13 protein-coding genes and 1 tRNA gene are annotated in these 15,451 nt (G+C 51.4%); 7 read left to right on the forward strand and 7 right to left on the reverse strand.

Annotated elements, in window-relative coordinates; all coding sequences use genetic code 11:
* The first annotated feature begins 106 nt into the window (after nucleotides 1-106).
* From OGV94_RS03520 to phoH, 5 genes are all read left to right on the forward strand, one after another.
* Complete coding sequence (locus OGV94_RS03520) at nucleotides 107-1,132, forward strand: IS110 family RNA-guided transposase (RefSeq protein ID WP_286522466.1); 1,026 nt, start codon at nucleotides 107-109, stop codon at nucleotides 1,130-1,132.
* Between the two features lie 720 nt (nucleotides 1,133-1,852).
* A complete protein-coding gene (gene efeU, locus OGV94_RS03525; RefSeq protein WP_043015860.1) occupies nucleotides 1,853-2,686 on the forward strand; it encodes an iron uptake transporter permease EfeU in 834 nt (277 codons plus the stop codon).
* Nucleotides 2,687-2,744: 58 nt separating this feature from the next.
* Complete coding sequence (efeO, locus tag OGV94_RS03530; RefSeq protein ID WP_043015861.1) at nucleotides 2,745-3,872, forward strand: iron uptake system protein EfeO; 1,128 nt, start codon at nucleotides 2,745-2,747, stop codon at nucleotides 3,870-3,872.
* Between the two features lie 5 nt (nucleotides 3,873-3,877).
* Entirely contained in the window at nucleotides 3,878-5,161 is a 1,284-nt protein-coding gene (efeB, locus tag OGV94_RS03535) for an iron uptake transporter deferrochelatase/peroxidase subunit (RefSeq protein WP_043015862.1), read from the forward strand.
* Between the two features lie 522 nt (nucleotides 5,162-5,683).
* The gene (gene phoH / locus OGV94_RS03540) at nucleotides 5,684-6,472 is read left to right on the forward strand and encodes a phosphate starvation-inducible protein PhoH (protein ID WP_003036052.1); all 789 of its coding nucleotides are present in this window, start codon (nucleotides 5,684-5,686) and stop codon (nucleotides 6,470-6,472) included.
* 175 nt (nucleotides 6,473-6,647) lie between these two features.
* Here the strand turns inward: phoH and OGV94_RS03545 are convergent, their stop codons facing one another.
* The 6 genes from OGV94_RS03545 to OGV94_RS03570 are packed head-to-tail and all read right to left on the reverse strand — an operon-like array spanning nucleotide 6,648 to nucleotide 12,902.
* Nucleotides 6,648-7,865, reverse strand: a complete 1,218-nt coding sequence (locus OGV94_RS03545; protein ID WP_087050880.1) for an amino acid deaminase — start codon at nucleotides 7,863-7,865, stop codon at nucleotides 6,648-6,650.
* Nucleotides 7,862-9,346, reverse strand: coding sequence for a sodium:solute symporter family protein (locus OGV94_RS03550; protein ID WP_043015864.1), 1,485 nt, complete (start codon nucleotides 9,344-9,346; stop codon nucleotides 7,862-7,864). Before OGV94_RS03550 ends, OGV94_RS03545 begins: the two co-directional genes overlap by 4 nt.
* Nucleotides 9,347-9,382: 36 nt before the next feature.
* Nucleotides 9,383-9,775: a RidA family protein gene (locus OGV94_RS03555; protein ID WP_043015865.1), complete on the reverse strand. Its 393-nt coding sequence runs from the start codon at nucleotides 9,773-9,775 to the stop codon at nucleotides 9,383-9,385.
* 12 nt (nucleotides 9,776-9,787) lie between these two features.
* Nucleotides 9,788-11,227: an N-acyl-D-amino-acid deacylase family protein gene (locus OGV94_RS03560; protein ID WP_043015866.1), complete on the reverse strand. Its 1,440-nt coding sequence runs from the start codon at nucleotides 11,225-11,227 to the stop codon at nucleotides 9,788-9,790.
* Nucleotides 11,224-11,868, reverse strand: a complete 645-nt coding sequence (locus tag OGV94_RS03565) for a 2-dehydro-3-deoxy-6-phosphogalactonate aldolase (RefSeq protein ID WP_286522602.1) — start codon at nucleotides 11,866-11,868, stop codon at nucleotides 11,224-11,226. Before OGV94_RS03565 ends, OGV94_RS03560 begins: the two co-directional genes overlap by 4 nt.
* A complete protein-coding gene (locus OGV94_RS03570; protein ID WP_286522604.1) occupies nucleotides 11,865-12,902 on the reverse strand; it encodes a 2-dehydro-3-deoxygalactonokinase in 1,038 nt (345 codons plus the stop codon). Before OGV94_RS03570 ends, OGV94_RS03565 begins: the two co-directional genes overlap by 4 nt.
* A 249-nt stretch (nucleotides 12,903-13,151) precedes the next feature.
* Between OGV94_RS03570 and OGV94_RS03575 the strand changes: the two genes are divergently transcribed.
* Nucleotides 13,152-13,922 carry an IclR family transcriptional regulator gene (locus OGV94_RS03575; protein WP_043015867.1) on the forward strand — a complete coding sequence of 257 codons (771 nt, stop codon included), beginning with the start codon at nucleotides 13,152-13,154 and terminating at the stop codon, nucleotides 13,920-13,922.
* Nucleotides 13,923-14,052: 130 nt separating this feature from the next.
* On the opposite strand, the gene OGV94_RS03580 is transcribed toward OGV94_RS03575, so the two are convergent.
* Nucleotides 14,053-14,140, reverse strand: a tRNA-Ser gene (locus OGV94_RS03580).
* Between the two features lie 235 nt (nucleotides 14,141-14,375).
* Here OGV94_RS03580 and ghrA point away from each other — a divergent pair.
* Nucleotides 14,376-15,314, forward strand: a complete 939-nt coding sequence (gene ghrA, locus OGV94_RS03585) for a glyoxylate/hydroxypyruvate reductase GhrA (RefSeq protein ID WP_286522606.1) — start codon at nucleotides 14,376-14,378, stop codon at nucleotides 15,312-15,314.
* Nucleotides 15,315-15,451 lie beyond the last annotated feature (137 nt).

Below are 15,451 nucleotides of genomic sequence, written 5' to 3' on the forward strand. Positions count from 1 at the left end.
TCAGGGCGCGCTTTGCAGGGATAATGAGATGGACGCTCCAGATTTTGCGGCATCAAAGTACCAGACTGGATCGTTGCAATACGTCCTGAAAATGAGGAGCGTCCACATGAAAGTATCAACTCTTGGTATCGACCTGGCAAAGAACGTTTTCCAGCTTCATGGTGTCGATCACGAAGGTCATACTGTTTTGCGTAAGAAGCTGACCCGGGCTAAGTTCGTTCAGTTTGTCATTCAACTGGAACCTTGCCTGATGGGCATGGAAGCCTGTTCATCCAGCCATCATTTTGCACGGTTATTCAGTCGCCACGGCCATGAGGTAAAACTCATTCCTCCGCAATATGTGAAGCCCTATGTCAAAACGAACAAGACGGATGCAGCAGATGCTGAAGCTATCTGCGAAGCGGTAACCCGCCCGAATATGCGTTTTGTACAGATAAAAACCGAAGAGCAGCAGGCCGTTTTAGCGTTACACACTGAACGGGGAATACTTATCCGTGAGCGGATCGCCTGTTCCAATAGTTTAAGAGCCACACTTGCTGAGTTTGGTATTACGATTGCAGCCGGACAAAGCCATTTAACCCGTGAGCTGCCAGCCATTCTGGAAGACGGCGAAAATGGTTTATCTCCCTTTGTCAGAACCAGCATCTACAGACAGGCTCACCATATCCGGGAACTTGAGGAGCAGGTTAAACAGGTAGAAGAATCTCTGGCCTCCTGGTACAGAACGCAGGAAGCCTGCAAGAGAATGGCCAAAATCCCGGGGGTTGGCATGCTAACGGCCACTTATGTGGTGGCAGCAGTGGGTAATGCCCGACAATTCAGCACCGCAAAGCAGTTTGCTTCATGGCTGGGGCTGACACCAAAGGAGCATTCCAGCGGCGGGAAACAGCAACTGGGAGGGATCAGCAAACGTGGCGATGGCTATTTCCGATACCTCCTGGTTCACGGCGCACGCGCACTTACCGCCTGGGTCAACCGGAAAGGCTCAGTTGAGGAGAACACCTGGCTTCAGGGATTGCTTGAGCGAAAGCACTACAATGTAGCTGTTGTCGCCATGGCGGCAAAAACATCAAGAATTATGTGGTCAATGTTGACACGTAACACGGAATATCAGCCTCGCCAGCCCGCCTGACACAAGGTCAGACAGTCTGACGAGGTGCTGAAAAAGAGTTAACGTCCTGGTAGGTGCAGGTGACTTCAGAAGATGGCAAAACAGGTAAGACCGCAGGCAGGATACACCGAGAGGTAGCAAGGGCAAGTCAGCCCGCAGAGGATGATTGGTACCTGCCTGGCGGATTTCATCATGGTTCGGGATAAATAAATCCCATCAGAAACCGGATATATGGCTGCATCTACCCGTTTTATCACTTAACTGAAAAATAAATTGCATCCCGGGAGCGTCCATATATGCTACCTCGCGCCCGGCCCGGTCGCCTGGAGGAATAAACGGAGGGGACCGCGGAGCGGCAATTTTCCCGCCGGGAGCCGGGATTGTAAAGGGCGTGGCGGAGAACGCCCTTTACACGTTCACAGGAATCGGTGCTTCAGAGAAACGATGTACATGAGGTGAACGGAATCCTTTCTCTGAAATAGCATGTTCATTACCTTCGCGAATACAGGTTGATGCTTTCTGATACACAGGCGTTAACTTAATGACATTGCCGCATGTGGGGGCTTTTATTACCTACGCTGCAAGCTCGCTATAACCGTTACCCGCCTAACTGTTTACATTAAGTCATCATTCTCAAAACATTCTGCTTGAGTTTTTCTTTACTGTAATGATAATCACTATCACTGTAATTTACTTTTCTTTTCATCAATTGACCGAGAATAACGTTTAAGGGTTCTTCGCATGTTTGTTCCATTTCTAATTATGTTGCGCGAAGGGTTAGAGGCCGCGCTGATTGTCAGCCTGATTGCCAGCTACCTGAAACGGACTCAGCGTGGTCGATGGATTGGTGTGATGTGGATTGGTGTTCTGCTGGCGGCAGCGTTATGCCTGGCGTTAGGGGTTTTCATCAACGAAACCACCGGTGAATTTCCGCAAAAAGAACAGGAGCTGTTTGAAGGCATCGTGGCGGTCATTGCCGTGGTGATCCTCACCTGGATGGTGTTCTGGATGCGTAAAGTTTCGCGCAACGTCAAAGTCCAGCTTGAACAGGCTGTCGATAACGCGTTGCAGCGTGGCAACCATCACGGCTGGGCGCTGGTGATGATGGTCTTTTTTGCCGTTGCCCGTGAAGGGCTGGAGTCGGTGTTCTTCCTGCTGGCCGCATTCCAGCAGGATGTAGGTATCTGGCCGCCGTTAGGCGCGATGCTGGGACTGGCTACCGCAGTGGTACTGGGATACCTGATTTACCTCGGCGGCATTCGCCTCAACCTCGGGGCATTCTTTAAATGGACCAGCCTGTTCATTTTGCTGGTGGCTGCCGGTCTTGCCGCTGGGGCGATCCGCGCTTTCCACGAAGCCGGTTTGTGGAATCATTTTCAGGATGTGGCGTTTGACCTGAGCAGTGTGCTGTCGACGCATTCGCTGTTTGGCACATTGATGGAAGGCATTTTCGGCTATCAGGAAGCGCCAAGCGTGAGTGAAGTTGCTGTTTGGTTTATCTACCTGATTCCGGCGTTGATTATGTTTGCGCTACCGCCGCGTTCAGGCACTACGGCATCGCGTACCGCACCTTGATCAAAACGCGATGCAGAATATCTTTTAGTTACAACATACTTATTTATAGGGCCAGGTTATGACGTTTAATTTTCGCCGTAGTGCGCTGCAGTTGGGTATTGCCGCGCTGTTTGCCTCCGCTTTTACTGCACAAGCCGCCGATATTCCGCAGGTGAAGGTCACGGTTAACGACAAACAATGTGAACCGATGACGATCACGGTAAACGCCGGGAAAACGCAGTTCATCATCCAGAACCACAGCCAGAAAGCGCTGGAGTGGGAAATTCTTAAAGGCGTTATGGTGGTTGAAGAACGCGAAAACATTGCGCCAGGCTTTAGCCAGAAAATGACGGCTAACCTGCAGCCCGGTGAATATGATATGACCTGCGGTCTGTTGACTAACCCGAAAGGTAAACTGATCGTAAAAGGCAGTGCAACAGCGGATGCCGCACAAAGCGATGCTCTGCTGAGTCTGAGCGGCGCGATTACCGAATACAAAACCTATGTGACAGCAGAAACCGCGCAATTGGTTGCGGGGACCAAAGCCTTCACCGATGCGATTAAAGCCGGCGATCTGGAAAAAGCGAAATCGCTGTACGCGCCAACCCGCCAGCATTATGAACGTATTGAACCGATTGCTGAACTGTTCTCCGATCTCGACGGCAGCATCGATGCGCGTGAAGATGATTATGAGCAAAAAGCTGCCGATCCCAAATTCACCGGCTTCCACCGCCTGGAGAAAGCGCTGTTTGGCGACAATACCACTCAAGGTATGGACAAGTATGCCGACCAATTAAACAGCGATGTTCTTGACCTGCAAACGCGTATTAGCGAGCTGGCTTTCCCACCGTCTAAAGTGGTTGGTGGGGCAGCAGGGCTGATTGAAGAAGTCGCTGCCAGCAAAATCAGCGGGGAAGAAGATCGCTACAGCCATACCGATTTGTGGGATTTCCAGGCCAACGTCGATGGTGCGCAGAAAATTGTCGATCTCCTGCGTCCTCAGTTACAAAAATCCAATGCTGAGCTGCTGGCGAAGGTGGATGCGAACTTCAAAAAAGTCGATACCATTCTGAGCAAATATCGTACCAAAGACGGCTTTGAAACCTATGACAAACTGACCGAAGCCGATCGAAATGCGCTGAAAGGGCCAATCACGACGCTGGCGGAAGACTTGTCGCAATTACGCGGTGTTTTGGGTCTGGATTAAGCACTATGCAGCAAGATAATGAAAACGGCGTGAGCGAACCGTCACGCCGACGTTTACTGAAAGGGATGGGCGCCCTGGGTGGCGCGCTTGCGCTTGCCGGGGGATGTCCGGTTGCCCACGCGCAAAAACCGCAAAGTGCACCGGGAACGCTGTCCCCTGATGCACGTAGTGAAGCGCAACCGTTTTATGGCCAGCATCAGGCGGGCATCCTGACGCCGCAGCAGGCATCGATGATGCTGGTGGCGTTTGATGTTCTCGCCAGCGATAAGGCCGATCTCGAACGTTTGTTTCGGTTGTTGACCAGCCGGTTTGCGTTTCTGACCACCGGCGGACCGGCTCCGGATACGCCGAATCCGCGTCTTCCCCCTATGGATTCAGGTATCCTCGGCGCATACATTGCGCCAGACAACCTGACGATGACGTTGTCAGTCGGCTCCTCGCTGTTCGATGAACGCTATGGCCTGAAATCGCAGATGCCAAAAAAGCTGCAAAAAATGACCCGTTTCCCGAATGATTCACTGGACGCGGCGCTGTGCCATGGCGATATGCTGCTGCAGATTTGTGCCAACACGCAAGACACTGTCATCCACGCGCTGCGCGATATCATTAAACATACGCCCGATCTCCTCAGCGTGCGCTGGAAACGTGAAGGGTTTATTTCCGATCATGCCGCGCGTAGCAAAGGTAAAGAGACCCCGGTTAATTTGCTTGGCTTTAAAGACGGCACCGCGAATCCGGACGCTACGGATGCGAAGTTGATGCAAGACGTGGTGTGGGTTACGGATGGGCAGGGCGAACCTGCCTGGGCGCAAGGCGGAAGCTATCAGGCCGTCAGGCTCATTCAGTTCCGCGTTGAGTTCTGGGATCGTACGCCGCTGAAAGAGCAGCAAACGATTTTTGGTCGCGATAAACACACCGGCGCGCCGCTGGGTATGCAGCATGAGCACGATGTACCTGACTATGCCAGCGATCCCGAGGGTGAGGTGATTGCGCTCGACAGCCATATTCGCCTGGCGAATCCGCGCACGAAAGAGACCGACTCCAGCCTGATGATGCGCCGTGGCTACAGCTATTCGCTCGGTGTGACCAATTCCGGTCAACTGGATATGGGACTGTTGTTTGTCTGCTATCAACACGATCTGGAAAAAGGCTTTTTGACGGTGCAGAAACGCCTGAACGGCGAAGCGCTGGAAGAGTATGTCAAACCGATTGGTGGGGGATACTTCTTTGCTTTGCCGGGTGTCAAAACTGCAGATCGCTATCTGGGACAGTCTTTGCTCGAAGCCTGATAATTATGCCCCGTTGTACAGCGGGGCTTTTCCTGACATCTTGATGAATCAACAAATTATTTTTTATGATCGGTATGGAACTGAAATAATTCTGTCATCTCTGGGCAAGAAACTGTCTCTGGTGATAAGATAGAATTTAAGTTAACAACAAGTAAAAATATTGTTGCATTAACGAAAGGTTATGATGTAATTATAAGTAATAGCGGTAGTTCCCGGCGGTGATAGTCGTTCACTATGGAGATCGCGAATGGAAAAGTCCTGTATTGGACACGTTTTTCACAGTAGTCGCAGTACTTTACGCGGACGTTTCTCTTCCGGTAGCCTCCTCGTCACCGCTAAATCTCTCTCTCATTCACTTCTTATCCTTGTTACTGACGCCCTGTACGGTGCGCGTAGCTGTGCGTGGCGTCTTATCCGAAAGCAAGCAATGGCTTACAAGGAAGCCAACCCTCAGATGTTCGTGCGCATAATCGTGCCGCCAACGGCGCGTGTGATGTATACCTACAACTCAAGGTGCTATCCATGGGAAGACAAAAAGCAGTGATCAAAGCTCGTCGTGAAGCAAAACGTGTGCTGAGGCGGGATTCGCGTAGCCATAAGCAACGTGAAGATGAATCGGTCACCTCGCTTGTGCAGATGGGCGGCGTAGAAGCGATTGGTATGGCGCGTGACAGTCGCGACGCCACGCCAATCACGGCGCGAAATGAAGCTCAGGCGCACTACCTGAATGCTATTGAGAGTAAACAGCTGATCTTCGCCACCGGTGAAGCCGGGTGTGGTAAAACCTGGATCAGCGCGGCAAAAGCAGCAGAGGCTCTGATCCACAAAGACGTGGACAGGATCATTGTAACCCGTCCAGTTCTGCAAGCTGATGAAGACCTTGGCTTCTTACCTGGGGATGTTTCCGAGAAGTTTGCTCCCTATTTTCGTCCAGTGTATGACGTGCTGGTGAAACGTCTGGGAGCCTCCTTCATGCAATATTGCCTGCGACCTGAGATTGGTAAGGTGGAAATCGCGCCGTTCGCCTATATGCGTGGACGTACATTTGAAAATGCAGTGGTTATTCTTGACGAGGCTCAGAACGTCACTGCTGCGCAAATGAAGATGTTTTTAACCCGCCTCGGGGAGAATGTGACGGTGATTGTGAATGGGGATGTGACCCAGTGCGATCTACCAGCCCACGTTCGCTCAGGGCTTAGCGATGCGCTGGCCCGTTTCGAAGAAGATGATATGGTTGGGATTGTTCGTTTCAATAAAGACGATTGCGTCCGCTCTGCGCTCTGTCAGCGGACGCTTAACGCTTACAACTGATAAGTACGCCGTCTTCAAGGCCCGGGAAACCGGGCTTTGTTATTTGACGTTAACACATGACTTTCTTTTGCTGCTCCCGTAGCTGACGCAGGCCTGGTAAAACGGTTACTGTTTAGGCCGAATAAGGCTCTTGCCATTCGCTACTTGCGCTCTTTATTACCAGAATTGAGAGTATTTAAAATGCTGTGCGCAGTTCCTCCAACACATTGTATTCCTCATCAACTAAATACAGGGCTTTCCATTTATCAAAGGTCAGGCAGGGGTGGGACGTGCCAAAAACAATAATGTCACCAACCTGGATGTTGCAGCCTGGCGCCAGAGATAGCATACAGTGTTGATCCATTATTCCTGTACTGGTGATTGCACCGGATTGAAATGGCAGCGCTTTGCCATTGCGATACAGGGCTACCGGTTGGGGTAATCCTGCATCAAAAGCTGCATCACGTTTGCCAAAATTGACCACGGCAAGTGAAGGTTCCGGTACCGACTGCACCATAGCCATCAGTTCCAGGGCGGGGGCTAAATCGCCGCCCAGATGGCTGGCAATGCTGTCGCGTGCCATTAATTCCTTTTGCGCCTGCTGGTAAATACCATTGTCATGCGTAATGTAACAACCCGGACGAATAACTATCCGGCAATGGGAGGGGGTTTTTGCTGCCAGCCAGATGTTACATACCACGTCATACCAGACGGTACCTGCGCCAGTGAGAACAAACTCGCCGTCGACATATTTTTCCATCTGACACGCCAGCAGCGCGGCGTCGCAAAGCAGCGTTTCAATTTGCGGCTGGGGATCGTGGCTGTGCAGCACGCCTTCATATAGTTCCAGTCCACGCAGGCGCAAACCTGACATCTGTGAAATTTCGGCGGTAAGCGCGAGCGCTTCTGCGGTCGTGCGGCATCCGCTGCGCCCGCCAGAAACGCCCAACTCGACCAACACATCCAGCGTTTGCTGATGCTCGTTAAAGAATCTGGCCAGCGTTCTGGCATTGTCCAGGCTGTCGACCAGACAGAGATAATCAGCGTCCGGATATGTGTTTTTTAACTGTGATACCAACAGCATGTTGGCTTTGCCCACCAGTTGGTTGGCCATCAGCACCCGCTGGATACCACATGCCATGGCTGCCTGCGCCTGCCAGGCGCTCCCTACGCCAATTGCCCATGCGCCCGCTTGCTGCTGCTGACGGAATATCCATGGAGTCATGGATGTTTTCCCGTGGGGAGCCAACGATACGCCTCGGGTATCTGCGTAACGCTGCATCCACAAAATATTGTTCTCCAGCGCCTGGGCCTTTATCACCGCGGCGGGCAAACAAACATCCTCATTCAGCACGCAGGCCCGGGCGGAAGAGGGGGTCAGCATAATGGCTGATTTATGTGCGGCAACTGTCATTCTGCGCTCCTTACGGGCGTTGCGTCCGAACGTGGCGTATGGCTGGTGTTTTCACGTTCATCAGTGATCATTTTTAGCACCTCTTCACGGGAGAGCTTATTCTGCGGCGTCAGCAACGTTACCACCACGGCGGCAACCAGGCTGACAGACAGCGCAGGAATCACCGGATTACCTAATGCTTTTGACCATACCGGTGAAAGGATCACCGCCAGCGAGGTCAGGCTTCCTCCCAGCAACGCGGCAATGCAGCCCTGCCAGTTAAAACGCAGCCAGAATTTGCCCAGTAATACGGTGACGCACATACCGGACATGATCATCGAGATCATTTTGGTGATGTAGCCAATGATATCGTTCGAGGTCAGGGCAAAAACCAGTGCCAGCGCGATGACGCACAGCAGGAAAATGCGTGACAGGTTAATTGCTTTTTCCGGCGGCGGCATTTTGCCTGTCACCATGGTGTATATATCACGCAGAATAATGGAAACCCCGGCGATGGCATCCGAGCTGCCGGATGACAGGTTAGCGGACATCCCTGCTATTAACACCACCATGGCCAGAACATACGGGAGCGAGTTTGTCGCGTAGAGGAATGCAAAACTCGGATTTTCAAGACCAGGATCCATCACATGGGTAGCCATACCGATAATCGCGGGAAGGAAAGAGAATCCCATGTAAAGCAGACCCGTTATCACAAACGATTGACGAATCGCGCGGGTCGAGGCCGCAGAGTATATGCGCTGGCGGTATGATGGCGTTGCCAGCACGCCAATGCCAATAACGATCGACAGCGAAATGGCGGGGAGAAGTCCCAGTTTGCCGATCCCAAACAGCGTGAATGCCTGTGGATCGGTCTTTGCGACCACGACATCCCAACCGCCGACGTAGCTGACGGACATTGCTGCTAACATGATAAACCCAAGGAACAGAACAATGGATTGCAGCGTGTCGATCCAAGAGACGGCTTTGTATCCGCCAATTCCGACGTAGAAAATAAAACCCACGGCGATAATAATTTTTGCTGTGGTGATATCGATGTTCGCTGCCCATGCTAAATACAGGCCGCCGCCGAGGATATGCGCGCCCAACCAGCCAATCGATGCGAGAAAAATCAACAGTGCCACCAGATTTTTGACGATTCGGCTACCACCTGTGTAATAGCAGATCTCCTCGCTCATGGTCATGAAGCGCATTTTGCGAACGGGCGCAAATAGCCAGGCTGTCAGCAGGATCCCCGTCGCGCCGCCAATACCGTACAACATTCCCGCCCAGCCGTTACTGTAGCCAAAGCTGACAGCGCCGATGCTGGAACCTGTGCCAACCATTGTACCGACGGTCGAACCCAGGGTTAACAGCATGGGTAACTTTCGCCCGCCGAGAATAAAATCCTCCCCGGTTTTTTGATGGCGAGTCACGTACCAGCCAACAAACATCATGGCGAAGGCGTAGATCAAAAACCACATCAGGAAATTTTCGTGTAGCATAATAGATCCTTGTTACTGAAGAGTGATCGTCAACAGTCAGCTTTTGAATTTTGAGTTGAAGCAGGTGATGTCTACTTCGACCATACAGTCGACGACCAGGTCGGCAACGCAGCACACGCGAGCCGGTGGATGTTCGGCAAAGAAGCTTTTAAAGACCTTGTTGAACGACTGGAAGTAACGGGCATCGGTAAGAAACACCTTCATATGCACAATATCTTCTTTGCCGAACCCGGCTTCAGTCATGATGTCGAGGCAGTTCTGAATGGCCTGCGTTGACTGCGCAACGATGCCGCCATCGATGATTTCACCATCGACCATTGGCGTTTGGCCTGAGACATACAACCAGCCGTCGGCAGCAACCGCTCTGGAAAAGGGTAATGCTTGTCCGCCAGTCCCTTCAGAGCCTTCAGTTCCGTATCGTTTAATCATTTTTATCTCCCGTTATTGTTCTTTTCTGCTTAAGAATTTGCCTGCGCGCAGGCCTGTCATTTGCTTATGGCTCCAGGTAAGGACGCCGTTAACGAACACGTGTTCAATCCCGTCGGCTGTCTGCTTAGGGTTCTGGAAGGTGCCGGTTTCGTTGATTTTCTGCGGATCAAAAATGACAAGGTCAGCGAAATTACCTTCCCGGACCAGTCCACGTCCCGTCAGGCCAAAACGCCAGGCGGACATGCCTGTCATCTTGTGAATGGCCGTGGTGAGTGGAAAGAGCTTCTCGTCGCGACTGTAGTGGCCGAGAACGCGTGGAAAGGTTCCCCATAAACGTGGATGTGGGTTGGGGTCGCACGGCAGACCGTCTGAGCCCACCATTGATGAGGGGTGTTGTAAAACCCGGCGAACATCGTCCTCGTGCATCTGAAAATAGATTGCGCCAGCAGGCTGCAACCGGGCGGCTGCGTGGTGAATATCTGTCTCCCACTGTTGCGCTATCTGTTGCAGTGTTTTACCGGACATCTCCGGATACGGTGTGGACCACGTGATCAGGATGTCGTAGTCCTCAGTGACTTGTTTCAGGTCGAGGTTGGAAGAGCCAGCTCGGTAAGGATAGACATCGCAGTTGATCTCCTGGCGTTGCTGATATTTCTCGATCAACGCAAGCGTTTCAGTGGTTCGTCCCCAGTTATTGGCACCTGCACATTTATGATGGGAGATCTGAACGGGAACCTGGCCATGACGACCGACCTGGAATGCTTCCAGCATGGCATCGATAATACCGTCGTATTCTGTGCGCATATGGGTGGTATAAAGGCCCTGATGTTCAGCGAGTAGTTCGGCGAGCGCGCAGATCTCTTCTGTAGAAGCATTAACGGCATTGCCATACGAAAGACCTGTACTCAAACCCAAGGCACCCTGCTGCAGGGCCTGATTAAGCGTCTCGCGCATACTGTTGATATTGTTTTCGTTGGCGGGTTCAAGCAGTGATTCCACGCAGTTATTGCGCAGCGTGGTATGACCAATCAGCGTGGCAACATTCACTGAAGGAGTTACAGCATTGATGCGCTCACGATAACGGGCAACGTCCGGGTAGTGAAACTCGTCCAGTTCACCCAGCAAATTGATTGGGTCCGGCACCTCATCTTTTAGGGTTGCGCAGGCGGCGCTGATACCGCAATTTCCGACAATAATGCTGGTGACGCCCTGGGACGTCTTCTCGATATAGTCTGGTTTTCTGATGACAACCAGATCGTCATGGGTATGGACATCAATGAACCCTGGGGACAGCACTAACCCGCGACAATCAATAATATTTTCTGCAGCGGTGGTGATGGATGGCGCGATAAGGACAATCCGATCCCCTTCAACCGCGACATCAGCCTGGTATTCCGTATTTCCTGAACCATCAACGACGGTGGCGTTTTTGAACAACCAGTTAATCTTCATATGTGCTCCATAGTTCGGGAGGATTGGGTAATAAAATGCTGATAGGCGGCGATAAAAGCCTGCGCCTGTTGCTGGGTGCGAGTGGGGGATTGTCCGGCACGATAGAGATCGCTGCCGAGCCCGGCTCCAGCACAGCCTGCGTCAAGATAGAGTTGAATGTTGTCTGGCGTGATCCCGCCAACCGCATACAGCGCGGTATGTGAGGGCAGGACAGATTTCAGTGCCCGTACATAATCCGGTCCAAACTGGCTGGTGGGGAACAGCTTGATTTGCTGAGCGCCGGCATCAATGGCACTGAATGCTTCCGTTGGCGTCGCGCAGCCCGGCAGAACCTGCATCCGATGTTCCAGTGCCCGGCGAATCACATCGGGTCTGGTATTCGGGGTGACAATCAGCTGGCAACCTAATTGCGCCAGGCGGTCCACATTTTCTACGTTGAGGACAGTACCCGCCCCGATTGTGGCCTGCTCGCTATATGTATGAACGGCCTGCGCGATGCTGACTTCCCATTGTGGAGAATTCAGCGGAATTTCAATCGCGCGGAAACCAGCCGCAATCAGTAAAGGAATATGGATATCAATTTCTTCAGGCCGTATGCCGCGCAAAATAGCGACAAGGGGGGCGATGTTATGGTTATTCATGTTGGAATTCCCTGATGTAGGACACTGGAAAATGGCGGCTGGCTAACGGTGTGGCGGCAGAGAATTGTTTCCATAAGGGCGAGGGCGCCAACGCCAGATAGAGGGCGCAGAGGATCGTCATCTGCCTGTACAATGCTGCCGGTAAAAAAAGAATCGGTAGAAATCAGCGATGCCAGCGCTTCTTTAAGCACTTGTTTACCGCTGATGATGATGTTGGTTTCAGGTGAGAGATTCAGGGCCATACTCTGCTTTATCGCCTGCAGGTCAGAGTAAAGTGTTGCCCCCAATAAATAGCTGGCTCTCTGGTTATGCGTGGACTGAGTAAACAGATCGAGCAGTCGCACGGTGAAGCAACTGCGCGCCAGCCCTACCCGGCGGCAGGATGCAGCCCCTTTTAGCAGGTAGTCGTTGTCCAGTTTGGTGACAAACTGGCCGTCGAGTGAATTCGCCAAAATGGTCTGATGAGTGAGGACATCCAAAAGCTCTCCTGCCATTGTGGTAACGCAACTGACGATCTGCTTTTTTTCATCCGTCAGAATAAACTTGGAGTGGGAACCGGGAAGCACGATCAGTGCCGGCCCTTTAACGTTGTGTTGCATCAGCAGACCAAATGTTTCAACTTCTTCGCCACGCATAACGTCCATGGCATCAATGTTTTCGACATCTACCGTAGCCACCGCATTTTTAACGCCAGGAATAAACCAGATGGGTTGTGCTGAAACTTCTGGGATTGTATGCGCAACGGTTCCCTCAACCAGGTCGTTGAATGAGACAGGTACGCTGAGGTGCGGGACGCAATAGAGTCCAACGTCTGACGTGATCATCCCTGACGCCACAATCTCATAAGGTTCGCTGATACCTGCCAAAGCGCGATCCAGGGCTTTTTTTACACCGTTAATCAGCTTGTTTCGATTTCCGGTTATCGCCGTATCACGCACTCCGACGGACTCACTGGTATCTGAAATTACCCGGCTATCCTTCCAGACACGGACTCGTGTGTTGGTCGTACCGGCGTCGATAGTGACAATAAGCATGCCGTTTCCCCTGCGTGAATTTTGTTTGGAATGACGTTCCGTTTATTTGAGGTTATTGATCAATTAACGGAATGTCATTCCGTATTTTTTGATTTGGTGATAGGATTCACAGAATACGAGGACGGTTAACTGCGTCGTAGATCGCAAATTACATGGTTAAAAAAGAGGTAACTGTCTAAAAATGAATGTGTTTTGCGGGTTATGGCATTACAGTTACAATAACGGAACTTTTTTATTGGGGATGAATGAATGTCAAACGGTGAAAATGCAAATTCCTCCGGTGTTGACAAGGTTCTGACGATCCTGGAAGAGATTAGCGAGCATTCCGACGGTATATCTCTGGCGGAGTTAGTCAAACGAACCGGGATCGCAAAGACCACAGTATTTCGTACGCTGGAGACGCTCAAGGAACGACAGTACGTTATGCAGGATAACGGAACTGAGCGTTATCATTTGGATCTGAAAAGTCTTGAGTTGGGAATCAAAGGATTGATGAACGTGAATCTGGTAGAGGTATCTATTCCTTACCTGAAAACGCTCTCAGCAAAAACCGCAGAAACCTGTTTTCTGGGGGTCTATAACAGTGGTCATGTTGTGTATTTGTATAAGAGTGAGGGAACGCTTTCTATACAGACTAATGCCCGTCTTGGTGCCAGATTGCCTGCATACTGTACAGGGATTGGCAAAGCGTTATTGGCTTTTCAGCCGTTGGAAGAGATTGATCGGGTGCTGAGTGAGCCGCTTATCCCATTTACTGAGAAGACGGTTGTTGATCGTGTTTCGTTGTATGAAACTCTGGCCGATATTCGGTTGAAGGGGTTCTCGCTGGATAATGAGGAAAATGAAGAAGGGTTAACGTGTGTCGCCCGGCCTGTGTTTAATTATACCGGTACCGTCATTGGCGCACTCAGCGTGGCAGGCCCCACGCACCGAATGCAGCGTAAAATTGATGATGTTAATGATGAACTGGAGCTGGTCTGTTCACTCATTTCTCGACGGTTGGGTTTTATTAACCGCTAACACAACACGCTTTTATGTAAAAGCCTGCTGTTATGTAACATACAGGCCGGATAAGGCGCTAATGCCGCATCCGGCAAATGAAATACGCGAAAAAAAAGCCCGTACTTGCGTACGAGCTCTTCTTTAAATATGGCGGTGAGGCGGGGATTCGAACCCCGGATACGTTGCCGTATACACACTTTCCAGGCGTGCTCCTTCAGCCACTCGGACACCTCACCATATTGTTGTTCCTGTGCTACCGGAACGGGCGCTAATTTAGGGAAATACCGCTCCGGCGTCAATCAACTTTTTGAAAAAAACGTGCATTTACACAAACTTCAATCAATATGCAGCTTAAATAAGCGGGAATTGTTTTTTTTGCCAGCATCCTAAAATTTGTTACTCTGATGTTCCCTCGGAAAATGATGATAATAAGTGCGAGAAAGTTCCGCATAACAATGTTCAGGAGACTCTATGGATATAATTTTCTATCACCCAACATTCGATACGAGCTGGTGGCTTAATGCGCTGACAAAGGCCATACCTGGCGCGAACGTCCGTGAGTGGAAAACGGGTGATAATGCGCATGCTGACTACGCGCTGGTCTGGCATCCTCCGGTTGAAATGCTCGCCGGAAGAAAATTAAAAGCCGTATTCGCGCTGGGGGCGGGCGTTGATTCTATTCTTAGTAAACTGAACGCTCATCCGGAAATGTTGGATGCTTCGATCCCACTTTTCCGTCTGGAAGATACGGGTATGGGCCTGCAAATGCAGGAATATGCGGTCAGTCAGGTACTGCACTGGTTTCGCCGCTTTGATGATTATCAGGCATTAAAAAACCAGGCGAAATGGCAGCCGTTGCCAGAATATTCCCGCAATGAGTTTAGCGTCGGGATCATGGGGGCAGGGGTATTGGGCGCAAAAGTTGCAGAAAGTCTGCAAGCATGGGGGTTCCCGCTACGCTGCTGGAGCCGCACGCGTAAATCCTGGTCTGGTGTGGAAAGCTTTGCCGGTACCGAGGAACTGGGCGCGTTTTTGAGCCAAACTCGGGTGCTTATCAACCTCCTTCCCAATACAGCAGAAACCGTAGGCATTATTAACGCGAGTTTACTCAACCAATTGCAGGACGGAGCCTATGTGCTGAACCTGGCGCGTGGTGTTCATCTCAATGAAGACGATCTTCTGGCATCACTGGACAGCGGCAAAGTGAAAGGCGCTATGCTGGATGTCTACAGCCGCGAACCGCTGCCGGAAACCAGCCCGCTATGGAAACATCCGCGTGTGGCAATGACGCCGCATATTGCCGCGATAACGCGCCCGGCAGAGGCGGTGGACTATATCTCCCGTACGATTATGGGCCTGGAAAGTGGCAAATCCGTCACCGGTCAGGTCGATCGCGTGCGGGGATACTGATGGTAACCCGGCAAGTGCCGGGTTTCAGCTAAACTACCCGTCATACTTCAAGCTGCATGTGCGTTGGCTACGTTTGTTCCCCCGCAACACTTACTGCAGTAAGTGATGTGGGTGTCACTCCCTTGCCGCCTGCCTGC

The organism is Citrobacter sp. Ce006 (genome assembly GCF_030336535.1).
Lineage (GTDB): Bacteria > Pseudomonadota > Gammaproteobacteria > Enterobacterales > Enterobacteriaceae > Citrobacter > Citrobacter europaeus.